General features: G+C 60.7%; 15 protein-coding genes and 2 pseudogenes. 12 read left to right on the forward strand and 5 right to left on the reverse strand.

The window, feature by feature from the left end; all coding sequences use genetic code 11:
- Positions 1–47: 47 nt before the first annotated feature.
- A pseudogene (locus tag GKC41_RS02980) lies at positions 48–848 on the forward strand (aldo/keto reductase); the annotation flags it as partial.
- 440 nt (positions 849–1,288) lie between these two features.
- Here GKC41_RS02980 and GKC41_RS02985 read toward each other — a convergent pair.
- On the reverse strand, positions 1,289–2,293 hold the full coding sequence (locus tag GKC41_RS02985; RefSeq protein WP_154312860.1) for a LacI family DNA-binding transcriptional regulator: 1,005 nt from the start codon (positions 2,291–2,293) through the stop codon (positions 1,289–1,291).
- A gap of 187 nt (positions 2,294–2,480) precedes the next feature.
- Here GKC41_RS02985 and GKC41_RS02990 point away from each other — a divergent pair, with 187 nt between their 5' ends.
- Positions 2,481–6,185 carry a glycosyl hydrolase 115 family protein gene (locus GKC41_RS02990; protein WP_154312861.1) on the forward strand — a complete coding sequence of 1,235 codons (3,705 nt, stop codon included), beginning with the start codon at positions 2,481–2,483 and terminating at the stop codon, positions 6,183–6,185.
- Positions 6,186–6,236: 51 nt separating this feature from the next.
- Here the strand turns inward: GKC41_RS02990 and GKC41_RS02995 are convergent, their stop codons facing one another.
- Positions 6,237–10,142, reverse strand: coding sequence for an LPXTG cell wall anchor domain-containing protein (locus GKC41_RS02995; protein ID WP_154312862.1), 3,906 nt, complete (start codon positions 10,140–10,142; stop codon positions 6,237–6,239).
- Between the two features lie 157 nt (positions 10,143–10,299).
- Here GKC41_RS02995 and GKC41_RS03000 point away from each other — a divergent pair, with 157 nt between their 5' ends.
- The 4 genes from GKC41_RS03000 (at position 10,300) to GKC41_RS03015 (ending at position 12,869) form a co-directional block, all read left to right on the forward strand.
- Complete coding sequence (locus GKC41_RS03000) at positions 10,300–10,791, forward strand: inorganic diphosphatase (protein WP_029678189.1); 492 nt, start codon at positions 10,300–10,302, stop codon at positions 10,789–10,791.
- A gap of 150 nt (positions 10,792–10,941) precedes the next feature.
- Positions 10,942–11,388, forward strand: coding sequence for a DUF3290 family protein (locus GKC41_RS03005; protein ID WP_015022498.1), 447 nt, complete (start codon positions 10,942–10,944; stop codon positions 11,386–11,388).
- A gap of 3 nt (positions 11,389–11,391) precedes the next feature.
- Entirely contained in the window at positions 11,392–12,036 is a 645-nt protein-coding gene (locus GKC41_RS03010; RefSeq protein ID WP_029678190.1) for a DUF421 domain-containing protein, read from the forward strand.
- Between the two features lie 269 nt (positions 12,037–12,305).
- Entirely contained in the window at positions 12,306–12,869 is a 564-nt protein-coding gene (locus tag GKC41_RS03015; protein WP_324612015.1) for a manganese efflux pump MntP family protein, read from the forward strand.
- Between the two features lies 1 nt (position 12,870).
- Here the strand turns inward: GKC41_RS03015 and GKC41_RS03020 are convergent, their stop codons facing one another.
- Positions 12,871–13,533 carry a hypothetical protein gene (locus tag GKC41_RS03020; protein WP_154312863.1) on the reverse strand — a complete coding sequence of 221 codons (663 nt, stop codon included), beginning with the start codon at positions 13,531–13,533 and terminating at the stop codon, positions 12,871–12,873.
- A 163-nt stretch (positions 13,534–13,696) separates the two neighbouring features.
- Between GKC41_RS03020 and GKC41_RS03025 the strand changes: the two genes are divergently transcribed.
- The 5 genes from GKC41_RS03025 (at position 13,697) to GKC41_RS03045 (ending at position 25,388) form a co-directional block, all read left to right on the forward strand.
- Positions 13,697–14,536, forward strand: a complete 840-nt coding sequence (locus GKC41_RS03025; protein WP_044097733.1) for a winged helix-turn-helix transcriptional regulator — start codon at positions 13,697–13,699, stop codon at positions 14,534–14,536.
- Between the two features lie 61 nt (positions 14,537–14,597).
- A complete protein-coding gene (gene nth, locus GKC41_RS03030) occupies positions 14,598–15,245 on the forward strand; it encodes an endonuclease III (protein WP_154313080.1) in 648 nt (215 codons plus the stop codon).
- Between the two features lie 10 nt (positions 15,246–15,255).
- Positions 15,256–16,788, forward strand: a complete 1,533-nt coding sequence (locus tag GKC41_RS03035) for an ABC transporter substrate-binding protein (RefSeq protein WP_154312864.1) — start codon at positions 15,256–15,258, stop codon at positions 16,786–16,788.
- Positions 16,789–16,832: 44 nt separating this feature from the next.
- The gene (gene valS / locus GKC41_RS03040; protein WP_154312865.1) at positions 16,833–19,574 is read left to right on the forward strand and encodes a valine--tRNA ligase; all 2,742 of its coding nucleotides are present in this window, start codon (positions 16,833–16,835) and stop codon (positions 19,572–19,574) included.
- A 327-nt stretch (positions 19,575–19,901) separates the two neighbouring features.
- Positions 19,902–25,388 (forward strand): InlB B-repeat-containing protein, encoded by a 5,487-nt coding sequence (locus GKC41_RS03045; RefSeq protein ID WP_154312866.1) that lies wholly within the window; start codon positions 19,902–19,904, stop codon positions 25,386–25,388.
- A 64-nt stretch (positions 25,389–25,452) separates the two neighbouring features.
- On the opposite strand, the gene GKC41_RS03050 is transcribed toward GKC41_RS03045, so the two are convergent.
- Both GKC41_RS03050 and GKC41_RS08995 read right to left on the reverse strand, forming a co-directional pair.
- Positions 25,453–25,809, reverse strand: coding sequence for a chorismate mutase (locus tag GKC41_RS03050; protein ID WP_154312867.1), 357 nt, complete (start codon positions 25,807–25,809; stop codon positions 25,453–25,455).
- A 402-nt stretch (positions 25,810–26,211) separates the two neighbouring features.
- Positions 26,212–26,340, reverse strand: coding sequence for a hypothetical protein (locus GKC41_RS08995; RefSeq protein WP_324612034.1), 129 nt, complete (start codon positions 26,338–26,340; stop codon positions 26,212–26,214).
- A gap of 16 nt (positions 26,341–26,356) precedes the next feature.
- On the opposite strand from GKC41_RS08995, the pseudogene GKC41_RS09090 reads away from it, so the two are divergent.
- Positions 26,357–26,881 (forward strand): annotated as a pseudogene (locus GKC41_RS09090) (InlB B-repeat-containing protein); the annotation flags it as partial.
- Positions 26,882–26,948 lie beyond the last annotated feature (67 nt).

A 26,948-nucleotide genomic window follows, 5' to 3' on the forward strand; every position in this document is an offset into this window, starting at 1 on the left:
TTGATACGGCCAACGGCTACTCCGCTGGGACCAGTAAGGAATATCTTGGAAAGGCGCTTAGAAAGCATACAAGCCGCGACCGGGTGGTCATCGCCTCCAAGGTCTATTTCAATGAGGGGCGACTTTCATCCAAGGCCATCCACCGGGAGATCGATGGGACGCTCAAGCGACTGGGCACCGACTACCTGGACCTCTACATCATCCACAGGTTCGACTATGAAACCCCCATCGAGGAGACCATGGAAGCGCTGAACGATCTGATCCAGGCCGGCAAGGTGCGAGCGCTGGGTGCCTCGGCCATGTACACCAGCCAGTTTCAGGATATGCAGAAGGTCGCCCAAGACAACGGCTGGACCCCTTTCAGCGCCATGGAAAACCATTACAACCCGCTCTACCGGGAGGACGAGAAGGACCTGATACCCTTCTGCAGAAAGACGAACGTCTCGCTCATGCCCTACAGCCCTCTGGCCGCCGGACATCTGACAAGGCCTACCTGGACCGCCGACACTCTGCGCAGCGCCACTGACAAGGTCTCGCGCGGCAAGTACGACCGGGCCGAAGACAACGACCTGACCATCATTGACCGCGTACAAAAAGTGGCGGAGCAGCACAATGTTCCTATGGCCCAGGTAGCCATAGCCTGGCAGTGGGCCAAAGGCGTTGCTTCACCGATCATCGGAGCCCCCAAAGCCCGGCACCTTGACGATGCGGCGGCTGCGCTGGATTCGGAACTCACTCCCGAGGAAATCGCCTCCATGGAGGAGTCATACCTGCCACATGAGACCGTGGGGGCCATCGATAGCAATCCTCCCCAGGGCGTGGTGTTGCTGGATGCAGAGGAGAATTGATCCTGCCAACCTCCCTCCGCGTCAGGACTTTCTCCGGCAAACGCTTCGAGGTCGACTTCCCCAGTTGTGCGCAGGTCTGACGGACTGCAGAACCAACAGCATTGGTGCCAAACATGATGCGGACCCCTCACTAAGGGTCCGATCCCGCAGAAACGCGATGAGCCGGAATCTCTGTCCAATGCGCTTTTGTAAGGTGCAAGGCCATAGCATGTCCTTTCTTCATCAAGTGGGATACGAGACGCCGAAAGGATAGGCTCGCTAACGCTGGAAACCGGACCAGGCGGTCTATGGCTGGATTCTGGGCTGCAGCTCCGACACTGGTCATGGTAAGAAGAAAATTTGTTAAATAAAAAAGTTGCTGACAGTTAAAGAGTGAAAGACTCGCTTGTGTCAGTAAGATCGCGACTGTGTGACCCTCTGAAATCTGCCGACGGACTGCTTTACAACGGCATTCTGGTAGAGGCTCGCTGGACTAGCGTGCCCTTGACACATTCGACGCCCTGGTGACCTCGGCCGTCCATCATATCAGCCAGGCAGCTGGCCGCCCTGGTACCGATGGCCTTCAGGTTCAGGTCAACGCTGGTCAGCGGGGGACGCGAGTTGCCGACAATGACCTGCCGATTGTCAACACCAACCACCGATACCCTATCCGGCACGGAGACTTGGCGATCATGCAGGATATCCAGACATCCCCGGGCTATCTCATCGTTGCCGCAAGCCACCCCATCGAAGTCGATACCCTCATCCAGCAAGCCAACCATGGTGCGGCGTCCGGTCTCTTCGTTCCAGCTTCCATATCGAACCGTACGCACGGCAGCCAACCCACGGCTATCCAGTTCGGCCATCTCGCCCTTGAGTCGTCTGACCGAGGACCGAAAGGCCGGATCGCCAGCAATCAGCACGATTTTTCTGGATCCACCCTCGACCAGATGCCGGACCATCAGCCGCCCGATATCCTCGTTGTCGGTGACGACCGAGCAGTCATGGGGATCCAAGGATGCCTGGTTGGCATAGACAACAGGCACCGGGCAACTAGTCAACGCTGGCCGCGGATCGGTACGCCATCCGACCATCAGCAGACCTTTGACGCCATAGGCCAGCAGATTGTCAATATGGTGCTGTTCAAGAGCCGGATCCCTGCCGGCGTTGCAGAGGAAAACAGGAATGGACTCGACCCCGAAGTAGCTTTCCGCGCCGATCAGGATGGGCATGGAGAACTGTCCATCCAGGTCCGAAGTGACCAGGCCTACCGATTTGGGCAGGCTGGGAGGCTGGGACTGCTTCTGACGCTCATTGAGCGAGAAGGAGAGCTCCGCCGCAGCCTTGAACACCTTGGCCCTTGTCGGACCGCTGACCTGTGCGCTGTTGCGTAGCGCCTTGGAGGCCGTGGACACCGCAACCCCCGCCTTGGCGGCAACGTCGGCCAGCGTCACTTTCTTGCTCATCGGATCGCCTCCCGGCTCTGCTGGACTCTAAGCGTCTCCAACCATGCTAATGGAATGAAGCGGTCATCAGGCCCTCACAGTCGTATTTTTTCTCATTGAAAATTTTCCTAATCCGGTGTTAGCCTATGGGTGTCCGAACACGGGCGGCAGAGCATCCGCCTGATCAGTGGACAGTGGGAGCGCCACCATGGTCACCTTATTTCATCCTCAGCCCGGAACCATACCAGTGACCGCCGAGTCGGGCGCAGTTCTGGCCGATTCAGGAGTCCGGCCTAATTGGCTGCTGGATCATGGGGAGGATTCTGCCGTGCAAATTGCGGCCGGCAATCTCATGAGGGATTTTGCGACTGTGACTGGCCGGACACAGAGGTCAGTCAACCAGATTGATGAGAGTAGCCCGACCATCCGCTTGGGCACTCTGGACCATTCCAGCTGGATCGATTCAGCTGTCTGCTCCGACAAGATTGATCTGACCCCGCTCAAAGACCCCCAAGGAGGGTACCGCTGGGAAGGCTTCACCTTGCAGATTGTCGACGGCACCCTCTATGTCGTCGGAACCGACCGACGCGGAACCATCTACGGAATCTACGCTCTTAGCCGGGCCATCGGCATCTCACCCCTGCACTGGTGGGGGAACGTGCCGGCACGTCACCATGAACGGATATGCCTGCCCGATGATCTGCGCGTCTTCGACTGGCCCTCGGTCAAATACCGGGGCTTCTTCATCAACGACGAGGAGGAGCTGGACGACTGGGCCCGCCTGCGCACTCCGGACGGAACCATCGGACCGACGACCTACGAAAAAGTCTTCGATCTTATCCTGCGACTGGGTGGTAACTATCTGTGGCCGGCCATGCACGTCAACGCCTTCAACGCCGATCCGCGCAACGGGAGGCTTGCCCAGAGCATGGGGGTGGTCATCGGGAGCAGCCACTGCGATATGCTCCTGCGGAGCAACCAGCATGAGTGGGACCCCTGGGTAGCCTCACAGGGCAGGCATGTGGACTATGACTATTCGCTGCCCGGACGCAACCGGGCTATGATTCGGCGCTACTGGTCGCAGAGCGTGGACATGAACCGGAACTACGAGGTCACCTGGACCCTGGGCATGCGAGGCATTCACGACACGGGCCTGACCACGCGTGCCATCGACGAGGATCCGAACCTGGGCCAGAAGGGCCGCCTGCAAGCGCGGGTCGATCTGCTCGGTCGGATCATTCATGACCAGAGGGACATCCTGCGTCAGCACCTGGGCCGACCTCCACAGGAGGTCCCCCAGCTCTTCATTCCTTACAAGGAAGTACTGCCCCTCTACGACGCAGGCCTGGACCTGCCCGAAGACGTGACCATCATGTGGGTCAACGACAACTATGGGTATATGCGCCGCTTCCCCAATCAGGACGAACGGGCACGCAGCGGGGGCAATGGGGTCTACTACCACAGCTCCTACTGGGCGCCGCCGAGGACCAGCTACCGGTGTACTTCATCCACTCCCCTGGCTCTGATGAACGACCAGCTGGGCAAGTGCTGGGATCGGGGCATCCGCCGGGTATGGGTGGATAATCTGGGAGCCATCAAGCGCCTGGAGCTGGAGGGGTCCTACTTCCTCCACCTGGCCTGGAATGCGGACGAGGATCACCACAGTCTGTCGGCCCGCGACTTCGTGGCTGCCTGGTTCGATCAGACCTTCGACGACGATCGCGGATCTGAGGCTGCCGACCTGTGCATGAGCTACTACCGGATCAACAATCAGACCAAAATCGAACACCTGCACGAGGACTCCTTCACCCAGATAGGTTACGACGACGAAGCCGGCGGCCGCCTGGCAGCCTTACGAGAACTGGCTGAGCGCTCGCACAATCTTGGCAGGAGCATGAAACCAGAGTTTCGCGAATCCTACCGATCGTTGGTGGATCTGAAGATTGCCATGGCCTACTACGTGAACGCCCAGTTCTACCATGCGGACCGCAGCCGTCTTGAGGCCGCCCGAGTCGCCATGCCGGCCGCCGACAGGCAGATGAGAATCTCCCATCTCTTCCAGGGGATGATCCGGGCCCTGCTCCATTGGTACAACAAGGAGCTTGCCCAAGGCTGCTGGGACGGCATCCTCACTCCAAACAGGTTCCCTCCCCCTACGCTGCCTCAATACCCGGCTTGCAGACCGGTCAAGGTACAACCGAGCCAAGGGCTGATCCTGACACCACAGGGAGCACAGGCGAGCGTCATGGTCCCTGGCAATAAAAATCACGCCAGGCTGGTCTTCGACCCCTACGGCATCGACGACCAGTGGTTTGATCTGGACCTTACGGGCAGCCCTGCGCAGGAAGTGTGCGTCAGCGCCGATCAGGACTGGATCCGCCTGCCAGAGGGGCGGCGGATCGTCAGGGACGAGTGGCGAATCCATGTACAGGTCGAGAACGCCCCAACCCATGCGGGTCGTCAAGGCACGCTGACCATCATCACTCGTCCCTGCAACCCGGAGGCAACCGAAAAAGCCTGGTCTACACCGATCAGGGTCGATGTTCTGGTAGGCGAGGACCCTCGTCTCGAGCGAGGATTCACCGGCTACGTTGAGGCGGATGGCCACATCAGCATGGACCCCTCACGCGGACGCGTCAGCCCCGACCTCACGGAGGCCACTACTTGGCTGGCGACCCAAGACCTGGGCCGTTTCGGTCCGGACCTGATGCAGACCAAGGGCTGGAGCGACCCGGAATCGGGAAGCGGGGCCTGTCTGAGCCTTGACTTCTGGCTGAAGACCCCCGGCCGTCATCGTCTGGTAGTTCACCGGCTGCCCACCCTGAACTCACGTGGACGAATTCGCCTGCGTGTCAGCCTTGATGGCAACCGGGGCGAAATCCTGGAATCGCCCACCACTGACGAATTCCGTGGCAACTGGCAGGAAACCATCGTATACAACGCCGAGCAACTGACCATGATCCTGCCCTATTTGGAGGCAGGACCCCACCGGCTGCAGCTGATCGCCGTGGACGACTCCTTCGGCATCGACAAAGTCGTGATCAACACCAGCCTGGAACGGCCCAGCCGGCTAGGACCGGCCTTCAGTACCTGGATGGCAAATGACCGGCCCTCCGAACAGGCTGATAACAGTAGTTCTCACGCAACCCACATAGACAGGGCTCAGACCAGCAATCAGATTGCAGACCTTCAGCCAACGCCCACGGCCGAGGCCTTGGACCGCCCCCTGCGGAATCTGGCTATTGGAGACTACGGAATCGATCCGGACCACGCTCCGAACGAACCTGTACCCTACTTCGATCAGGACTACTGGCTACACGGCGGTTTGTATACCCGGCCAAAGCTGGTCTGGCCAGACGAACGCCAGAACAGCGACATCAACAAGACACCAGAACGCATCTACCTTGAGGTCTCCGACTGCCTGAGACAGGATGAGAACGCCTGGCTGTCACAGGATGGACCACACAATGGCAAACCTCGGAGGGGCTGTTGGGTCCCCACCGATGCCCCCACTCACAGGGGCCGGGGCCTGGCCATGCGGGCCGAGCCAAGACAACAGCTCTGGCCCGATGCCGGTCGAGCTCCCGGCATGAACCTGTCCTTCCAGGTTGGCAGGCCAGGCAATTACCGGATCTGGCTGCTGGCCCAGTTCGCCTCCGACCTGGAGGACTCCTGCCATGTGATCTTGGACGGCGACCCGCTGGCCCCGGACGATCTCTTCCCCCGAGGAGGAAGACTGATGACCTTTGCCACCGAGCATGTCTGGGGATGGTCGGAAGTGACCGCCGTCCAGCTGACCGGCGGTCGGCACGTCCTGACCTTGGAGCCGGAACGGGCCGGTATGCGCATCGCCCGTATCTACCTGGCCTGCGATGGAACGCGGCCGCCCTTGGATGAGCAGTGGCCCCGTTAGAAAGCCGACAGACCAGGGGGCGCACATGGGCTGGACGCCTGAAATCAGCGGTCACTGCCGTCCCCTATGGCCCTTGGACACCTGCCTGACCAGGCCGGTGAGGAGCGAGCCGGTCACGACTGCCGCTGCAACGATGGCCAGAGGAAGAGCCACAGCTGCCCCGGTTTTGGGCAGTGCTTCCCCCAGGGCGTTCCAATCGTCGCTATTGGAACGGACGGCCCGATCCGAGCACAGCAGACGTCCGTCGACCTTCACGCCCCGGGAATCAGGCTGTAGAGAAGCCTTGCCGGCATCTTCCCTTTCAGGAAGGGACGCCTCAGCTTCTATAGGACAGGGCACAAGAGGACTGCCGATCACCCTGGCCCTGTCGGTGTGCCGACCTGATATGCCCGTCACCGTGGCATGCACGTCCACTGACTGGCCAGGACGGAGCATAAGGGTCGACCAATTATCCGGATAGTGGATCCCGGTCACCCGTCCCTGACCCACGACTGTCTGATCCTCCAAATGCAGTTGCCCTGCGGGGAAGACTGCTCCGGTCCCATCGCTGGGATCGCGAGGAGAATCATTGGTGATTCGGAAGACAATGGGGACATCGTCATGAGTCCGGAGAGCCTGTTCCGGCTGATCCCGATCCCCTTTGGGTATACCGCCTGCCTGATCAAACTTCTCAATATGCAGGGCCGGTGTCATATCGGGCGTTCTGGTCCAGACCGTGTTGGAGACCAGGGTCTTGTCCTGATAGAACTCAGTGAATCGGTTCTCATGACGCTCCACGTTCTTCAGACGCCTGCACTGCAGATAGGCCCTCCAACCGACAGGGCGGTCGCCTGAAGCGCTGACCAAGGCCAGATACCGCGATGTAGCCTCCACTTTGACAAGACCTGCAGGGTCTGCAGTCATAGTAAACAAAGGACCGCCATGGACATCTGCGGTCATATCTGAACCAGCCATAATCTGTCCATGATGAATCAGGATGCGCCCACTCTCGTAAAGGTCCTGGGTTGCGTAGACGGCCCAATGGCCGGTGAACCGATCCACCGCTGGGTTCAGCCGATCCTCAATCCGCCAGGTCGTCACCTGCGGATAGGCACGTCCGGCCGGCAGCAGACTGGAGTCCAGACGGTAGAGGAAGAGTCGGTCACGGTAGATGCTGCCACCATGAGCGCTTCCTCCACCCACTGCGACTACCACATCCTTGGCGGGATTGAGCTGCTTGACCGGATTGGCGACCACGTTGGTCGCTTTATGCAGGTCGTTGACAATCTGGGTCGCCTGATTGCGAACCACGTGACCGGTTTCCGCACGGATGACCGTGTATGGCAAGACCAGATCGTAAGTGCGCCCCAGCAGCCCTTGGTCAATCGCAGGCTCTCTAAGGGGATTATGACCTCGGGCGGCGGCATAAGCAGCCAGATCGGCAGGCTGGGGATCCCCTTTAAGGATCACACCTGTGGCCGGAACATAGGTATCAACGGTTTTGGCGAAGACCAGGACTGTACCGTTTTTTACCTGAATGTTGAAGGCCTTGGTGTAATCACGGCCATCGGAACCCAGAACCTCGATGCCCTTGGGATCGATATCCAAGTGACGGGCGTCGTAGGCATCCGTCATGCCCAACCGCCAGACCGGATAGGCATTGTCCTTGCGGCGGGCGTCCAGACTGATCCGATAGACCCCATGGTCGCCCACAAAAAGTACTTTGCCATCGATGCTGATGCCTGGATCGTGCACGCTGACATCGCTCTTTGAAGGATGGAAGTCAGCCGGCGGGTTGCCCACTTGGTTGGAGGGAGTCAGCGAGTCGTTCAGCGTCAGCGCCCATTGATTGTCCACACGATGATCCGTTGGGGCCTTGGGATCAACACTGCCCTCGAAGCGCAGGCGGATTCTGGGGTGGCCCCCGGCCCGCCACTGGCTGATACGGGCGGGATCGGTAATGGTCACCCGCAGGCTATGGTCCTTGTCCTTCCACTGTGTGGCATATCCGGTCTTGGCTATGACATCGCCGCTCTGCAGGTCAGTCACCTCAAGGGTCTGCTTGTCGGGCAAAAACCAGCGGTCATAGACATCCGTCAGGATGATTGATTTGACAGGATAGGCCAGATTGTCAGGCAGGCTGGGCTGGGTATCCAGCTGATACTCCAGCCGCTGACCAGGAAAGACCACCTTGCCGTCAACACTGGCCTGCTCCCCGCCCTGACCGGCTTCAGAGATGACATCCTTGCGCACCGGAGGCAGATACCCGCAGATGCCTGGCTTGTTGGTCTGTACACTCTGCGTATTGACCGTTTGGGAGCCCGAGTTGGTCAAGGCCTCGCCCTGGTTGCCATGACCGTCGGGCGCCTTGCAGAAGGTCAGCTCCTGGTCGGGTGTTCTGCCCAGATCCTTGCGAACCTGGGCCGCGCCACCGCCATTGGCGAATCGGACCGTGAAGGGAACCAGCATGGTGACCTGCATAGGGTCCTCCATCCCCTTGAGACCGCTCAACCATCCGCTCTTGGCCTGGGCCCGCGCGCGAGTGCCTGTCACGCTGATCTCAAAACGATCGGTCACATCTCTGCCCTTGGCCACGATGTCTCCGACGCTGCTACGGCGGTAGTGCCCGTCTGCATCCGCCTTGGCCTTAGACACAAAAATGCGGATAGCCCCAACCCCATCCTGATCAACCAGATAGTCGGCAGCACTCCAGTCGTCAGTCAGGGCAAAAGCCTTAGGGGCTTCAATCAAATGGGCTTCGACAGTAGCGTTGACCACCGATCCCACCCGGTCGCCGTCCAAAAAGACATGTCCATCAGCACCAGTCCCGTTACTCCACTGGGGGTCTATTACGCTCTTCCACGCCCCCGTGGCAGTGTCTCGTAGAATCCAGGATTTGTCCGGCCTGGGCTTCCAGGTGGGCGTACGACGCTCGGGAGTCGACTGGTCAACCTGCCGGGCAACGCCCTTCCAGTGGATTCCTCCCTGGTCCAAGATCACCCCGGTCTCCGGCCGGTCGACAGTCACATCCAGCTGCCATGCCCAGCGGTGTTCCTCCGGCAGGGTCCCGCCCTTCCAGGTCGCTGTGGCCCGGTCACCAGGCGGCCTGGCCCCTTCGGCGGTGTTGAAAACGAATTGGTCGGTCAGGTCTTCGCCGCTGGTCTGGTCTCTGACATGCTGACCACTGACACGGTACTGCTTGCCCTGAGGGTTGAAGACATCGGTAAAGGTCAGTTCGCGACCGCCCCGACCGGTTCCAGTGACGATATGGGTGCGATTGGTCATCCCATCCGCGCTGGTGCCCCGATCCACTTGCTTATCGGGTGGATCCGGCGGCAGATCGGCCGGCTTGGGCTCGTAGTCGTTGAGCATGATCACCACCAGGGAGATGCCCTTTTCGTCGCCTGCATACTCTTCAGCGAATTTGTCCAGATTGTCGTTGGACTGATCCCAGAAGGAGTCGCTGGTCCGATAGGTCACCCCACGGTTGCTGAAGGTGCTGTTGGCCACCTGGCTACGCCAGTTATCCATCCAAAGCTTGTGAATAGCCACGGAGATCCCGTCAAAGATACGTTGGGATCCACGGTAGCCGGCAACCACGCCCACGCCGGTCACCCGGCAGTGGCCCTGTCCGGACTGGTCGGCATGGGCCTCGTTAAAGCGCGCCTGGCAATTGCCGTTGGCCTCATCCAGAGCCTGTCGCTTGACCCGGGCCGTAGTGGCATTGCCTCCATCCACCACGCCCATCTGGGAGAACGCCCTGTCTACGCTGCCTATCTCATAGCCACCAAAAGCCCCCTGGTCATCATCCTTGTAGGCCCAACCCTGCCAGAGCCGGACCTTTTGGCCGCCGGGGGGCACTGGTCTGCCACCGGCATGACCTGATCCTCCGCCAGCCATGGCCGGGGCCGCCGGACCGACAAGGGTCGCCAGGGCAGCCAGAGCCGCCAAGAGGCCGATCCATCTATGCTTGTTCATACTCGTCCTCACTCTTCACCCGCCCCATGCCTTGAGTATGAGCGGCCGCTGGGCATATAGGTGCGTGAGCGGGAGACTGTGGTCGAATGTGCCGCGGGACGGTTATGCTGTGTATGAGACATACCTATGCCGTCCAGACCGAAAAGGAGACAGGACAATGGCAGAGACATTCGACGTATTGGTCGAGATTCCCCGGGGCTCCCGCAACAAGTACGAGATGGACCACGACAGCGGCCATATCAGGCTGGACCGCACCCTCTTCACCTCCATGGGCTACCCCGATGACTACGGCTACATCGACGGCACCCTGGGCGAGGACGGGGATCCCTTGGATGCCCTGGTCATGATTCCCGACTCGGTCTTCCCGGGCTGCATCGTTGAATGCCGCGCCGTAGGCCTCTACCACATGGTCGACGAGGCCGGCGGGGATGACAAGGTCCTCTGCGTGCCCGCCGACGTCCGCTTCGATGGCATCAAGGACATCGACGATGTCTCCGATTTCCACAAGCAGGAGATCAAGCACTTCTTCGAGCAATACAAGGCTCTGGAACCGGGCAAGGAGGTCATGCCCGGCGACTACTGGACCAACGCCGAGGCCGCCGAGACCCAGATCAAGGCTGCACGCGAGCGCCTGGCCGCCCAGCACTGACCACTCAAGGCTGATCAGCAGTCATAACCACCCCGGCAAGGGCCCAACAGAGAGCCCGAACCGGGGTTTTGCATGCCTAAATCCTCCCAAATTGCGTCTGCCCGTCTACGATTACGAATTGCGGGTGCGCGCGCAAGGGCAGGAGCGGCTATGACTTTCTATACGTACCAATACCTCAAGGGCGGGCAGACCAATTGGACCATGATCAGGATCATCGTGGTCGTCGTTCTGGCCTTGGCCTTCCTCTTCTTCCTGTTTATGTACTCCCGCCATCGCTGGAACCATAAGTACAAGGATCTGTCCATCATCCTGGCCACCCTGCTCCTCTTGGCCGCGGCCATCCAGTACAGCGACTACACCAATCTGCGCACGGCCAGCCTGCAGAGCGGCCAGCTGACCACGGTCATCGACAAGTCGGCAGCCAAGCTCAAGGTCAATCCTGAGCAGATCAGCATCAACGACACCTCGCGCAACAACGACATGATCATCAAGACCCCCAAGGGCTACTACACCCTGGTATTCAACAGCTCCGGCTCAGAGTTCCTGCTGCAGCGCGCAGACCTGTACCACCCAGACATCACCGTGATCGGAGAGTGACCCATGGATATCAATTTCTACGTCAACGTGGCCCTGAAGCTGATCGTCGGGCTGCTCTTCATCACCCTGCTCATCAATGTGACCGGCAAGGGGAACCTGGCGCCCACCTCGCCCATGGACCAGCTGCAGAACTACGTCCTGGGCGGCATCATCGGCGGCGTCATCTACAGCGACAGCATCTCAATGGCCCAGTACATTGTCATCCTACTGATATGGGCGGCGCTGATTCTCATCACCCGGTATGCCAAGACCCACATCCACGCGGTGGGCAAGTACATCGACGGCGAACCGGTCACCATCATCAAGAACGGCAAACTGCTGGTCCAGAACTGCCTCAAGGTCAACCTGACGGCCAAGGAGGTGGACTTCAAGCTGCGCACCAAGGGCATCAATGACATCCGCGACGTCAAGCGGGGCATCGTCGAGCAGAACGGCGGCCTGACCATCATTTCCGAGGGCGACAAGGACGTGCGCTACCCGGTGGTCATGGACGGGCGGGTCAATCCCGACGTTCTTGACACCATGGGACGGGACGAGGACTGGCTCGACGAGCAGCTGGCCAAGCAGGGCATACACAAGGTCAGCGATGTGTACATGGCCCGATACCAGAACGGCGAGTTCTACGCCGTCACCTACCAGGACCAGTAGTGTGCTATAGACGCAATCTGAAGCATCCTGACGGTGACCAAGGCTCATTGAGCGGGGCCATCCGGCCTTATCTCAAGCTTGATTGTTCCAGCGCTGACAGGTAAAATCCATGTCCATATTGTTTTGGCGTAGCATGTGAACGGCATTCAACGAATTCAAAGCCGACTCCAATCGGCAGTTCCGCGCTCGACGCTCCCGAGGCGTAGGCGGGTTTGAGGAGACCTGGTCGAGGCCCATCCCAGCGGGGATGAACCCTTTCAAGGAATGCCGTGTTTTTGAGATTGTTGTTTATCGCTTTAGGTGTATCTTCTGACGCTTTTGCCGTCTCCATCAGCAAGGGACTGTCCGTGGACCGGCTGCGAGCCCGCCATCATTGGCTGGTCGGACTTTGGTTCGGCGGATTCCAGACTCTGCTGCCCCTGCTGGGCTACTTCACCGCCTCCATGCTGCAGGACTCCTTGGCCGCCGTGGATCACTGGATTATCTTCGGCATCCTTTCAGTCATCGGGGTCAACATGATCCGCGAGGGCGTCTATGGCGAGGAAGAAGGAGCAAAGGGCGAGGAGGACTTCTCCTGGCGGCAGATGCTCCCTGCAGCCATCGCCACCAGCATCGACTCATTCGGCGTGGGCGCAGGCCTTGCCTTGCTGGGAATCAACATCTGGCTGTCCGCATTGGTCATCGGGCTGGTGACGGCTGCGGCCTCCATTCTGGGACTGCGCATCGGATACGCGGTCGGGTCCCGCTGGCGCAAGCCTGCCAGAATCGCCGGCGGCATCATTCTGATCGTCATGGGCATCCAGATTCTTTTGGATCACCTGATGAATGCCTGACTCAGAACGTCGTCTGCAAGACCATAGCGGCCAGAACCACGATGGAGCCGGCCAGAAGAACCGACATCAGCGCCAGGCCAACGGCCCCACGCCGATCAGCTGCCTCCTGGGCCCAGCGATAACCGGAGGTCATGAGCCCAACCAGCAGCAGCAAGGCCACAAGCACCACCAGAATCGGCATCAGGTCAGGATGCAAGCCTCTGACCAGCTCCGGCAGAAAGACCCACCCTGAGGCGGCCACAGCGGTCACCCCGCCCATGGCGGTTGCAGAAATGCCACGGATAACCATCCGTCGATCCCGACGCAGCATCTGACGAACAAACATAAATACAGCCAGAAGTGCCAGCAGGAATGCCGCAGCCGACAGCCAGGCCCAGAGGGCACCAGGCCCCTGCACGACCAGGGACGGCACCAGAGCGACCAAGGCCAGCAGACCAGACACGGCTCGGTCAGGACCGGGTCGGATGCCCCGGCCCACCAGGGGCCAAGAGACCAGCATGGCTGACGACAGCACCAGGACCAGAACGGCCTGCACCCATCGAGCGACCCGGGGCTCGGCCAGCAAGCCCGCCGCCACGCCCGGCAGAATCAGGGCCGCCAGGGCCAGCAGCTGGGTCAGGGCGGGCGCGCGCCCATCCCGGGTTTCTTTTACGGTCTGCGCCATGGGTCCTCCTGCCTGTCCCCGTCGGGGAGCCATACGTCACATCCTAGGGCAAGGCCATCCTGTGAACTCGGAGCCCCTGTGACGGGCCGATTGTACAATGATGACGACTGTTCAACGAATCCACCCCCGCTATGGACGAACGGACAGGGAAGAAGGTACCCCCGTGACGGATCTGACCTTGATGACCTGCGCCGAGGACCCGGCATCGGTTCTGCCAGCCTTGGCCCTGCTCTCCCATCGAGTGCGCGTCCTGCCCCTGGATGCCGCCTCCCTGGTGAGAATGCCCGAGGACACCGTGCTGCTGATTGATGCCAGCGACGACCTGGCCGAAGCCAAGACCCTCTGCAGCCTGACCCGGGCCTCGGGTCTGTCCACACCCATCATCCTGATTCTGAGCGAGGGCGGCTTCACCGTGGTCAATGCCGGCTGGGGCGTGGCCGACGTCATCATTCAGTCCGCATCACCTGCCGAGGTCGAAGCCCGGCTGCGTCTGGTCTGCCAGCGTGTGACACCGACACGCAAGCCTGATGTCCAGCCGGAAGAGGTGGAAGACCAAGTCCCCACCGGTCAGGTCCGCTCGGGCGATCTGGTTGTGGACACCGAGAGCTACACGGCCCGAATCCACGGTCGGCCGATCAATCTGGCCTACAAGGAGTTCGAGCTGCTCAAATACCTGGTCCAGCATCCCGGCAGGGTCTTCACCAGAGCCCAGCTCCTCCAGGAGGTCTGGGGTTATGACTACTACGGCGGCACCAGAACGGTGGATGTGCACGTGCGGCGGCTCAGGGCCAAGCTGGGCAGCGAGTACGAGCACCTGATCGGCACGGTCCGCAACGTGGGCTACCGGTTCGACCCGCCCTCCTCGGCAAGGACGACCTCAGTGCCCAAACCGGAGCCGGAGGCCGGGACCAATCCAGACCCAGCCGAGCAACACGAGCAACAGGACAGCCAGTCAGAACAACCCCAGGATTCCAAGAAGAAGAAAACCGATCATAGTGACTGATGCATCATCAAACCGAAAGCGCCCCCAGGGCAGGGAAAGCAAGGCCCGACGCCTGGCCCGCATGCACGAGGAGTACCACATCCTCTGCCAGGTCTTTCCCGAGGCGGTCTGCGCCCTGCACTTCCGCAACCCCTTCGAGCTGCTGGTGGCCACGGTCCTGAGCGCCCAGACCACCGACAAGCGGGTCAACTCGGTGACCCCCGAACTCTTCGAGCGCTACCCCGACCCCGAATCAATGGCCCAGGCCCAGCCTGCCGAACTGGAGTCCATCATCCACCCGGTGGGCTTCTACCATGCCAAGGCCCGACACCTCCTGGGGCTGTCCCTGATGCTGACCGAGGACTACGGGGGCAAGGTCCCCCAGACCATGGAGGAGCTGACCAGCCTGCCCGGCGTGGGGCGCAAGACCGCCAACGTGGTCCTGGGCAATGCCTTCAACATCCCCGGATTCCCGGTGGACACCCACGTCACCCGGGTCACCGGCCGTCTGCGCTGGCGGACCGACTGGCGCAGCACCCACCCCGATCCGGTGAAGATCGAGCATGAGATCTGTGACTGCTTCCCGCCCGAGGACTGGACCAATCTGTCGCACAGGCTGATTCTGCACGGCCGGGCTACCTGCCACGCCCGTAAGCCTGACTGCCTCCACTGCCCTCTTGCCGAAACATGCCCCAGCGCCGAGCTCCTGGCCGGACCAGCCTCTCGGTAGAATCAAAACCATGGCACGCGGCAGACACAAACAAATCAGATCCGGAATCATCTTTTTCCTGGTACTGGCGGTCCTGACCGCGGGCACCTACATGGCCTGGCCGCTGGTGACAGGCCAAGGAGGCTGGCGGCTGCCCTGGGCCCAGGAGGGTTCAGGCCGAATCGTGCGCATCCGTGCACGCCAGGCCCCCGTCTCCCTGGACATCCGCACCGAACCAGGACGCGCCACCGACCAGGCCCTGATGGGCAACGTCTACCAGACCCTGACCAGGCCCGACGCCAAGGGTCGGCCGACGCCCGGCCTGGCCCAGAACTGGGAGGTCTCCGCAAACGGCCTGCTCTACACCTTTCATCTACGCAATGACGCCCGCTTCGCCGATGGACGCCGCCTGACCTCGGAGGATGCCCTCTGGTCCCTGCACCAGATCATCGACCACCAGTACCAGGGCCATCGGGACTTGGACGGACTGGCCAGGGTCACCAACCCCGATGATGCCACACTGGTAATCGGCCTGAAGAGCCCGAACGCCAGACTGCTGACCGCCCTGAGCGGTCGGGCAGGCATAGTCTACGACCGCCAGGCCCGGGTCAACTATTCCACTCGATCAGCCGGCTCAGGCCCCTACCAGGTGGATGACTGGCAGCCGGGCACCAGCCTGACCCTGACTGCCAACAAATCCTACCGAGGCCCGGATAAGGCCGCCATCGGCAAGGTGATATTCACCTATACCGGCAGCCCGCAAGAAACCATCAAGGATCTGGACCAGGGGCGCCTGGACGCTGTAGTGGACCTGGATCCTGCCACCGCCGCACAGGCCCACAAGAAACCGACCGCCACGCCCAGCACAGACAATGTGGTCCTGGCCTTCAACAACATAGCAACCAGCCCGCTGTCCGACCAGCATATGCGCGAGGCCGTCCGCTACGCCCTGGACCGGGAAGCCGTTGCCAAACTGGAGGGAGGCGGAGCCAAGGCACTGGGCGGACCGCTCAACCAGCTGAGCCCCGGCTACGATCCTGACCTACAGGCCTTCCCCTTCGACCGTGCTCAGGCGATTCATCGGTCCTCCTACTACCGCCCTTCCTTCTTTAAGAACGGTCTGCGTCTGGTCTATCCCCGCGAATTCGGCAGCCAGGTGGGCGAGCTGATGCGCACACAGCTCAAGGCAGCAGGCATCCCCACCCAGGTCTCCATGGTGGATCAGCCTACCTTCCGTGACCAGGTGCTCAACCGCCGCGACTACGACATGGCCCTGATGGTCATGGACAACGATGAAATCGACCGCTTCGCCGACCCCGACTCCACCATGCTCTTCGACAACGTCGATGTCCAGAACTCCTGGAAGCAGGTGACCGACTGCACCGACCAAAACACCTATGCCGAGCGACTGAAGGCCTTTGCCCGACAGGTCAGCGACCTCTCCCCCAGCGACTGGCTGTATCAGCGCACGCCCCTGGTCCTCACCGCCCCCCGCCTCCAGGGCATGCCCAGCTCTCTGTTGGACCGCTACCTGCCCCTGTGGAACCTGCGCATCCAGGGGTGAAAAGGCCGGCGCCCCTTGTCACTGTTCGTCCATAAAATGCTGGTATGTCTGCTGAACACCAAGGAATCGTCAATGCCCATCTGACCCCCCTGCCCGACAGGGTGGGCGTGGATGGCCTGGAGGAAAAGTGGTGCCGCGACTGGGACGAGTCCGGCGTCTACCGCTTCCGCAACACCCGCGAGCGCTCCCGCGTCTACTCCATCGACACCCCGCCGCCCACGGTCTCCGGGCATTTGCATGTGGGGCACGTCTTCTCATACACCCATACCGACGTGATCGCCCGGTTCAAGCGGATGCAGGGCTACGACGTCTTCTACCCCATGGGCTGGGACGACAACGGCCTGCCCACCGAGCGGCGGGTCCAGAACTACTACGGGGTCCGTGTAGACACCTCGCTCAAATACGATCCGGACTTCAAGCCCCCCTTCCATGGGACCAAGGGCAAGAAGATCAGCGCCAAGGATCAGGTGCCCGTCTCCCGTCAGAACTTCATCGAACTGTGCGAGGAACTGACCGCCGAGGACGAGAAGCTCTTCGAGCAGCTCTGGCGGTCGCTGGGCCTGTCGGTGGACTGGTCGCAGACCTACCACACCATCGGCGAGCATCCCCGACGGGTGGCGCAGAAGGCTTTCCTTCGGAATCTGGCCCGGGGCGAGGCATACCAGAAGGAGGCCCCGGGACTCTGGGACGTGACCTTCCAGACCGCCGTGGCCCAGGCCGAGCTGGAGTCGCGCGAGTACGACGGCTTCTACCACAGGGTGGCCTTCCGGTTCGCTGACGGCACGCCAATATACATCGAGACCACCAGGCCTGAGCTGCTGGCGGCCTGCGGCGCTCTGATCGCCCACCCGGACGACAAGCGCTACCAGAAGTATTTCGGGCAGAAGGTCTACTCCCCCCTGTTCAAGGTCGAGGTGCCCATCCTGGCCCATCCCGCCGCAGAGATGGACAAGGGAGCCGGCATCGCCATGTGCTGCACCTTTGGCGACGTGACCGACGTGCAGTGGTGGCGGGACCTGAACCTGCCCACCAGGTCCATCATCCAGCGCAACGGACGAATCGTCATGGACGTGCCGGATTGGATCACCGATGAAGGCGGACGACGCATCTTTGAGCAGACCGAGGGCAAGACCACCTTCTCAGCCCGCAAGATCATCGTGGACGCCCTGCGCGAGTCCGGCGACCTGGACGGCGAGCCCAAGCCCACCAAGCGCATGACCAATTTCTACGAGAAGGGCGACAAGCCCCTGGAGATCGTCACTTCCCGTCAGTGGTACCTGCGCAATGGCGGCACCGACCAGAAACTCAACAAGGAGCTGCTGGAGCGCGGCAAGGAACTCAACTTCCACCCGGACTTCATGCGGGTGCGCTACAACAACTGGGTCGAGGGCCTGAACGGCGACTGGCTGATTTCCCGCCAGCGCTTCTTCGGTGTCCCCTTCCCTCTCTGGTACCCGGTCAAGGAGAACGGCGAGACCGACTACGCCCGTCCCATCACCCCGGCCGAGGACAGGCTCCCCATCGACCCCAGCAGCGATGTGCCCGAGGGCTTCGAGGAATCCCAGCGCGACCAGCCCGGCGGCTTCACAGCCGAGAAGGACATCATGGACACCTGGGCCACCAGCTCCCTGACCCCCCAGATCGTGACCCACTGGGCCGAACCGGGCGAACAGGACCAGGCCCTCTTCAAGGCCACCTTCCCCATGGATCTGCGCCCCCAGGGCCAGGACATCATCCGCACCTGGCTCTTCAGCTCCATGGACCGTGCCCATTTGGAGAACGGCTGCCTGCCTTGGAGTGATACCACCCTGTCGGGGTGGATCCTGGATCCGGACCACAAAAAGATGAGCAAGTCCAAGGGCAATGTTGTGGTGCCGGACGAGCCCATCAAGAAGTATGGCGCTGATGCCGTGCGCTACTGGGCATCCTGCGCCCGGCTGGGTCTGGACGCCACCTACGATGAGGGACAGATGAAGATAGGCCGCCGTCTGGCCGTCAAACTCCTCAACGCCGTCAAGTTCGCCCTGGCCATCGGTCGGGAGGATGAGAACCATAAGGTCACCCGGTCAGCGGAGGCCACCTGGAACCCTGCTGACGTGACGGCTCCCCTGGATCGCGCGGTCCTGGCCGGCCTTGCCCAGGTGATCGATCAAGCCACCAAAGCTCTGGAATCATACGAGCACTCCAAGGCCCTGGAGGTGACCGAATCCTTCTTCTGGGACTTCTGCGACAACTACATCGAGCTGGCCAAGAACCGGGCCTACGGAACTGCGGATGCCACCGGCAGAACCCCTGACGAGGCCCAGGTGCTGAGCGCCCGCACGACCCTAGGACTGGTCCTGGATGCTCTGGATCGTCTCCTGGCTCCCTTCCTGCCCTTCGCCACCGAGGAGGCTTGGCAATGGATGCACCAGGGGGATGGATCGGTTCACCGGGCATCCTGGCCACGCCCAGAATCATACCGGGCAGCTGCCCAGGGCCAGGATCCGGCTCTTCTGGCATGGGCAGGTACGGCCTTGGCCTCCCTGCGGCGAATCAAGTCCGAAGCCAAGGTCTCCATGAAGACCCCTATCCTCTCCGCCTCCTTGAGCGTGGCGCCGGAGGGCCTGGGAGCCGTCAAGGCCGCCCTGGACGACATAGCCGAAGCGGGCAAGGTCACAGGAGATCTGAATCTGGTCGAGGAGACCACCCAGCCCGAGGCCAAAGGAGCCGGCGAGGATGAAGCGGGTATCCGAGTGACCGCCAGCCAGCTGGGCGAACCCCCGGCCAAGAAGCCTCGTAAGTAGGCTCTACAATTCCCAATACAACCGGGACGGTTCGGCCATAGGCACCGCCCCGGTTTTCCTTCCGTGTCACTGGTGACAACGGCAATCCTACAATGTCAGTCGAGCCATCGTCGCTCATGCAAAAGTGCAGCTTCCATACTTCTCCGTAACTGAAGCATGCCTCTTGCAATCAATTTGCCCAGCAAGAGCCTGATCAGGTCACTATGAACTGTACGAAGAGTGTAATGCTATAGTAAAAGTCATAGAGGGACTTTATTTTAGTGTGCATCGACGCAGATTTAGGGGCTACGACCTGGGGAATCGGCACGCTTGGGGAGGAAGAATCGAATGGGGAATGCTCATGGCATCCGCAGACTGGTGACGCTGACAGCCATGATCGGATTGGCACTGATCGGAGCATCAACAGGCGCATACGCAACCACCGGCGACATGGCACCTGCATCTGCCACAGAATCGCCCTCGCCCAGTCCGGACAGTAGCGCAAGTCCATTGCTTCGGACAGGAAGCGAAGCACAGGTTGGAGCCGTTGCTCCGACCGCCTCACCATCACCGCTGGCCAGCAACAATCCTTCACCGTTCAAGTCCATCCAACTGTTCAACAGCAAAAGGGCGGACAGATCGTTCAGGGACAGCTCACCGAGAGACAAGTCACCCCAGACCAGGGATTCATCCTCATATACCCTCACCTTCGAGCCCGACGGGGGCTCGCTGGTATCCGGCTCGCCTGCCCTGAGCCAGACAGTAGCCTCAGGTCATCTGGCATCCCCACCTGCTGTCAACAAATCAGGCTACCTGTTTGACGGATGGTTCCTCAAAGGTTCCAACGTCGCTTATGATTTCGGCAAGCCGGTCACCAGCACGCAGTCGCTTACGGCCCATTGGTCATCGGTCAATGATAGGCAGTGGACGACAACCGACGTCAGCGGCGACGACACCGGCGGCTCTGCAATCACCTTGACTCCCCCTAAGCCCAGAGGGGTGAGATTCGCTCAGGTCAGCGCCGGCCACGACCACACCCTGGCCGTAGGTTCGGACGGCCACGTCTACGCCTGGGGCGACAACATCAAGGGCGAGCTTGGCGACAACAGCACAATCAACAAAAACACCCCAGTGCGGATTACCGAAAACGAGGCCATCAAGGGAAAGACCTTCATATCCGTCAGCGCGGGAACCACATTCTCCATGGCCCTAGCCTCGGACGGCACCGTCTACACCTGGGGCGACAACAGTCGCGGCGAACTCGGCAACGGGTCCACCACGAATTCTTCAGTACCGGTAAAGGTGAATCTTAATGCCACCATCACCGCCATCAGCGCCGGATACTGGCATGCCATGGCCCTGTCCTCAAGCGGGACGATCTACACATGGGGAGACAATCAATACGGCCAGCTCGGCAACGGGCGCACGGGCATCAACGTCAACTCTTCACCAGCAGCAGTCTCTTCATCCGGCGTCACCTTCACCACCATCAGTGCCGGATACGATTTTCAAACGGCGCTGGACAGCCAAGGACATGCCTACGCCTGGGGACGCAACCAGGGCGGCCAGCTCAGCATCGGCACCATGGACGGCACCAGCAGTGGTTCCAACGTCTACACTCCATCGCGCATTTACGGCGACTCGACCGGCAACCCAGACAGCACTGTCTATACCGACATCGATGCAGGGTACCTGCACGTCCTGGCACTGAGCAATACAGGCAAGGTGTACTACTGGGGTTATCCCCTGACCAAAGGAGATGACCCCAATGCCGACAGCGTCCACTCCTTCTATCCCAGCCTGTTAAGTCTGCCCACGGGAGCGGCGACGCCTGTTTCAGTCAGCGCCGGGGACTACTCCTCTGCGATAGTCGACTCTGCAGGCAGCCTGTACATGTTCGGCAGCAATTCCAGCGGCCAGCTGGGCGACGGAACCACAAAACCCAGATCAGATTCAGATATGACCAAGGTGAGCCTGACAGGCATCACAGTCGCCGCATTCGATGTCTGCCGGCACAGTCTGGCCATCGGCTCGGACGGGCTCCCCTACAGCTGGGGCGAAGCGAAAAACGGCAAGCTGGGACAAGGCAGCAAGGGACTTCAAAGCGGTTCGCAGACCACGCCTGCAGCGGTCGGCCCGCCTCAGATAGATCTGGCCAAGGTGACCTTCGGCAGGACGGATGTAGCCAAGACCGACACCAACAGCCCGATTAGCCGAACTTCAGCAGGCGACGACACCTGGAGTTCAAATACCCCATGGACGGTCACTACCCCGCACCACACTTACGGAACCACCAAGATCAGGATCAACGACGGTCAATGGTCCATTGGCGGCGCCGCACAGCAGGGGCAAAGCATCGGCAACTATACATTCACACCCACTGCCCAGAAGATCACTTTTGATTCGGACGGAGGCTCATCAGCCTCGGACCAGTTCGTCACCGCAGGCAAGCAGGCTTCGCGCCCCACCGTCACCAAGGCAGGTTTCCTGTTCGACGGCTGGTTCATCAAGGAGGCGGACGGCAGCTCCAATGTGGCCTACGACTTCAGCAGTCCGGTCACCGGGCCACTGAATCTGAAAGCGCATTGGTCTTCGTCAGACATGAAATGGAAGACCTCGGATGCCCTCCATGGCGACGACACCGGGGGCTCCAAAATCACCCTGACTCCCCCCAAGCCCAGAGCAGTGAGATTTGCCCAGGCCAGCGCCGGGCGCTACCACACTCTGGCTGTGGGTTCTGACGGACACGTCTACGCCTGGGGAAATCAGGCCAGCGGCGGACTGGGGAACAGCAAAAACTCAGGCACGGCGACGACACCTGTGCGGATCACCGAAAATGATGCCATAAAAGGAAAAATCTTCATAGCCGTCAGCGCCGGGGATGCTTATTCCATGGCCCTGGCCTCGGACGGCACGGTCTACACCTGGGGCAGCAACGGCAAGGGACAGCTCGGCAACGGCACTACCGATAATTCCAACGAACCAGTACAAGCACAGACAGGCGATGCCAAAATCACCGCCATCAGCGCGGGACGGGCATATGCCATGGCCCTGGCCTCGGACGGTACGGTCTACACCTGGGGCGACAACGGCAAGGGACAGCTCGGCATCGGCAACTATGACAGCCATTCCACCCCTACCAAGGTCACGGCGTTGTCCAACATAACAGCCATCAGCGCAGGATTTACCTCGGGCACGGCCCTGGACAGTCAAGGCCACGCTTGGACTTGGGGCCAGAACGACAAGGGGCAGCTTGGCAACGGCGCTCCTAATGACAGTCCGACACCGACACGTGTCCAAGACCTAGACACCGGACAGCCTGATACTCGGTTCTATATAGCCATCAGCGCGGGCTACCAGCATGTGCTGGCGCTGGATACGGATCATGACCTCTATGGATGGGGTTCCGGCACCGCCATCGGCTCCACCACAGATACCAATGTCAGTAGGAGAGGATCCACCGCGATTAGCTTTGGAGACGAGCCTGTCAACATCACCTCCATCAGCGCGGGCGACGATGGATCCGAAGCCATAAACGACAGCGGAAGGATCTATACCTGGGGCAAGGAGGGCTACGGCCAGCTGGGCAATGGCGTGAACGACAATACGGCATGGCAGACCAATCCGAAAACCATCACCCTGGCCCAGTCGGTAGGGGCTCGCGCGGTATCCACCTCCAGCCATCACCAGACGGCCATTGGGTCTGACGGATTGCTCTACACCTGGGGATACAGCTACTACAACCAGCTCGGCCGAACCGGAGCGACCTCAGTGCCTGGCACTACACAGTCGCCGCAGATCACCCTGATTAAGGTCATCTTCGGCACCATGGCCAGCAGCACCAAGCCAGCCACAAACCTGACCCAGACAGGTAAAGACACCTGGGATGCAAACCGGGATTGGACCTTCGTCACACCCGCGTACCCGTACGGCCCCTCCAGTTTCACCATCACATGGACTATTGCCGACGATACCGGGGACTCAAGGCAGACACAGCAGTTCGACTACACCTTCGATCGGACCAAGAAACGCATAACGCTTGACCCTGAGGGAGGTACTGGAGCTGCATGGACAAGCAAAGACATCGAGGAAGGCGAATTGGTACCCCGACAGACCGTGGCCAAGACGGGCTTCCTGTTCGACGGATGGTTCGTCAAAGCGGCTGACGGCAGTTCAAATGTTGCCTACGACTTCGGCAAGCCGGTCACGGACCCGTTGACCCTGGTCGCGCACTGGACACTGTCGACTCAAATGACCGTCGACCCAACCGTCAGTCCATCCACTGGCGGATACCAGGTCACCGTCACTCCGCCCTCGCAGCGCGGCATCCGCTTCGCCCAGGTCAGTACAGGCAAAAACCATACCCTGGCCGTCGGCAGCGACGGCAACGCCTACGCCTGGGGAAACAACAGCACGGGACAGCTCGGCAACGGCAGCAAGGACAGCAGCAAGACGCCCGTCCAAGTGAAGAAGCCATCCGACGCAGGTACCGACTTCGCCTACATCCAGGTAAGTGCTGGATATGGATTTTCGTTGGCCCTCGGCAGTGACGGCAATGCCTACGCCTGGGGAGACAACGGCAGGGGGCAGCTCGGCAACGGCAGCAAGGACAGCAGCAAGACGCCCGTCCAAGTGAAGAAGCCATCCGACGCAGGTACCGACTTCGCCTACACCCAGGTAAGTGCAGGAGGCTATCATTCCCTGGCCATCGGCAAGGATCATCAGGTCTACGCCTGGGGAGATAGAAGCAACGGCGGACAAGTGGGCGATGGCAACACAACCGGGAACGCGCCTGCTCCTGTAGCTGTCAACGCAAGCGCCACCAGTCCTGGGTTCCAGGCCAGACAGGTCAGTGCGGGATACCAGCACTCTCTAATCATCGGCATAAGCGGACAAACTTACGCCTGGGGATACGGCGACAGCGGCAGACTGGGCAACAATGCCAAATCCTCACAGGCCACTCCTGTGTCGGTATCGTCACCCGTGCAATACGAGGACGGATCGACAGGATTCTTCGCCACTCAGGTCAGCGCAGGAGGCTCGCACTCCCTGGCCATTGGCAGAGACGGCAAAGCCTACGCCTGGGGTGCGAATACCGATGGGCGACTGGGCACCGGAGACACCAATGATGCCGCAATACCGACCCTGGTGGCTGATCCTGACGGAGGCAGCGATGGATTCAAACCCACCGAGATCAGCGCCGGTGGATGGTTCTGCGCGGGAATCGACGACAAAGGGCGAATCTATACCTGGGGAAACAACGGACAAAACGCCCTAGGCAATGTCTCCATCTCAGGATCCATCAGCGCATCCCCCGTCTTGGTGAGTAAGGACGGTAGCACCATACAGATCAGTGCAGGCGAGCGCCAAGTCCTGGCCATCGATTCCGACGGCATGGCCTACGGTTGGGGCGACAACAGCGGCAGACAGCTAGGCACCAATTTGGACAGCACTTCCGTCAAAGCAGCAACTTTGGTCTGCCCGCCGCAATTGACCATCAGCTCAGTCACCGTCGGCACGGATCCACATACTGCTGCAGTTCTTGAACTGACCCGGAGCGGCACGGCAGACACATGGGGATCATGGAATACCTGGACCTTCTATACCCCAGCCTTCAAGGCAGGCCAAACAACAGTCAATATCACCTGGGATGTGGGCCAAGGCAGCTCTCAGACTGAGAGCCTGCCCTTTACCTACAGGGATATTCTGCCCCTGACCGGCAGCCAGGGTCTGCTCGTCATTCTGCTTGTAGGGCTTTTCGTGACGGTGACGGTCCTGGCGGCGAGGCAACATTACCTGGAAACAGCCCATCAGACTCTAGCCAGCACTCACTGATACCTCATGGCCGATGGCACAGGAGTTAACCCGTGCCGTCGGCATGACAATATGACGGATTTGCTCAGCGTGAGTTGACCTGGCTGGCCAACTGTTTATGGTCGCGCTTTGCGGCATCGGCCACCAGATGCAGATAGGCCTCAGCTAGATCAGGATCCAGCCCGTAATCTTCAGCCCTGCCTCGCAGGACCGCTATTTGTGCGCTCTCCCGATGCATATCCGCCGAGGCGAATCCTGCCTGGGCCTTGAGCAGCCCGATGCGGCGGGTCACCCGGAACCGTTCGGCCAGCATGGCTACAACGGCGGCATCGATGGTGTCCACATCGGCACGCAGCTCCTCCACCTGGCGGGCGGCCTGGGATTGTGGACCCCCGCTCTGCGCCTGGTCATCGATCACTGTTTCCGTCTTTGCATCGCTCATAAAATACCAGTCTAATCAAGCGCCCTAGGCGACTATGCCGGGCTCCTCTCCACCTTGCCAGTGGTGTTATTGTATTGGATGGGATTATTGACTCTTGGGGAGAGTCTCGTTCGCCTACACCTGCCTATGCAAGTGCCGGACGCATGGGGGAGGATGCCTTCACATGAAGATGGTACGTAGTCGTCGCGTCACAGTGCTTGTCAGCCTATGCTGTATTTTGGTCACCTGCAGCATGCTCGGCCTGCAATTCGGTCAAGCAGCGCCGGAAGCCAATGAGACCGCAGTCGCAACTCAGGGAAATGGAGCAATTGGTACTGGAACCAATACTCCCGGACAGATTCCTTCGGTTTCCCCCGGTCCGTCATCATCACCGTCGGGCATGCCCACCCTGTCCAACGGCACTCATGCGACGGCAACAGAACAATCAGCGCCTGCCGCCAGCACATCGCCTACCTCGCCGTCCTCATCATCGCCCGACACAGCAGGTTCCCCGGAGCCGACCTCAACCGCCTCTTCCCCATCGAATGCCACCAGCCACACAGTCACTTTCGACTACAACATGCAGTCTGCAACTCCGACAACCACGACTGTGGCTGATGGCGCCCAGGTTGCTCGCCCCAGTCCTGAACCCACCCGCCGAGGATTCGTTCTCGAAGGATGGTTCGCAGGCAAGGTAGCCTATGACTTCTCCGCTCCTGTACACGCGAACCTGACCCTGAAAGCCAAGTGGGCCCGGGCCGACCAGACCTGGACCATGCAACCGCAAGAGGGACCAGAATCAGGAGGCACCGGAGTGACTCTTACCCCGCCCCCGCCCTCCGGTGTCCGTTTCAGCCAGGTCAGTGCAGGCATCCGGTTCTCACTGGCTTTGGGATCGGATGGCAACGTCTACGCCTGGGGCTTTAATCGTGCCGGTCAGCTGGGCGATGGCACTATTGTCAACAGGTCGACACCCATAAGGGTGCCTAGGCCCGAAGAGGCCCGCAATGACAAGGATTTTCGGTTCGTCAGCGTCAACGCTGGTCAGTTCTTCAGCATGGCCCTGGACAACCATGGCACCCTCTGGTCCTGGGGATACAACTATCTGAAGACCTTGGGCAACCCCAATGTGCCCGACAGCGGCATGCATGACTACTCAG

This window comes from Bifidobacterium asteroides (genome assembly GCF_009683175.1).
In the GTDB taxonomy this organism is placed as follows: domain Bacteria; phylum Actinomycetota; class Actinomycetes; order Actinomycetales; family Bifidobacteriaceae; genus Bombiscardovia; species Bombiscardovia asteroides_H.

Bases quoted from the DNA above. Each gene is read 5' to 3' on its own strand.
- GKC41_RS02985 (WP_154312860.1), bottom strand. From the start codon at position 2,293: ATGAGCAAGAAAGTGACGCTGGCCGACGTTGCCGCCAAGGCGGGGGTT.
- GKC41_RS02990 (WP_154312861.1), top strand. From the start codon at position 2,481: ATGGTCACCTTATTTCATCCTCAGCCCGGAACCATACCAGTGACCGCC.
- GKC41_RS02995 (WP_154312862.1), bottom strand. From the start codon at position 10,142: ATGAACAAGCATAGATGGATCGGCCTCTTGGCGGCTCTGGCTGCCCTG.
- GKC41_RS03000 (WP_029678189.1), top strand. From the start codon at position 10,300: ATGGCAGAGACATTCGACGTATTGGTCGAGATTCCCCGGGGCTCCCGC.
- GKC41_RS03005 (WP_015022498.1), top strand. From the start codon at position 10,942: ATGACTTTCTATACGTACCAATACCTCAAGGGCGGGCAGACCAATTGG.
- GKC41_RS03010 (WP_029678190.1), top strand. From the start codon at position 11,392: ATGGATATCAATTTCTACGTCAACGTGGCCCTGAAGCTGATCGTCGGG.
- GKC41_RS03020 (WP_154312863.1), bottom strand. From the start codon at position 13,533: ATGGCGCAGACCGTAAAAGAAACCCGGGATGGGCGCGCGCCCGCCCTG.
- nth (WP_154313080.1), top strand. From the start codon at position 14,598: ATGCACGAGGAGTACCACATCCTCTGCCAGGTCTTTCCCGAGGCGGTC.
- GKC41_RS03035 (WP_154312864.1), top strand. From the start codon at position 15,256: ATGGCACGCGGCAGACACAAACAAATCAGATCCGGAATCATCTTTTTC.
- valS (WP_154312865.1), top strand. From the start codon at position 16,833: ATGTCTGCTGAACACCAAGGAATCGTCAATGCCCATCTGACCCCCCTG.
- GKC41_RS03045 (WP_154312866.1), top strand. From the start codon at position 19,902: ATGGGGAATGCTCATGGCATCCGCAGACTGGTGACGCTGACAGCCATG.
- GKC41_RS03050 (WP_154312867.1), bottom strand. From the start codon at position 25,809: ATGAGCGATGCAAAGACGGAAACAGTGATCGATGACCAGGCGCAGAGC.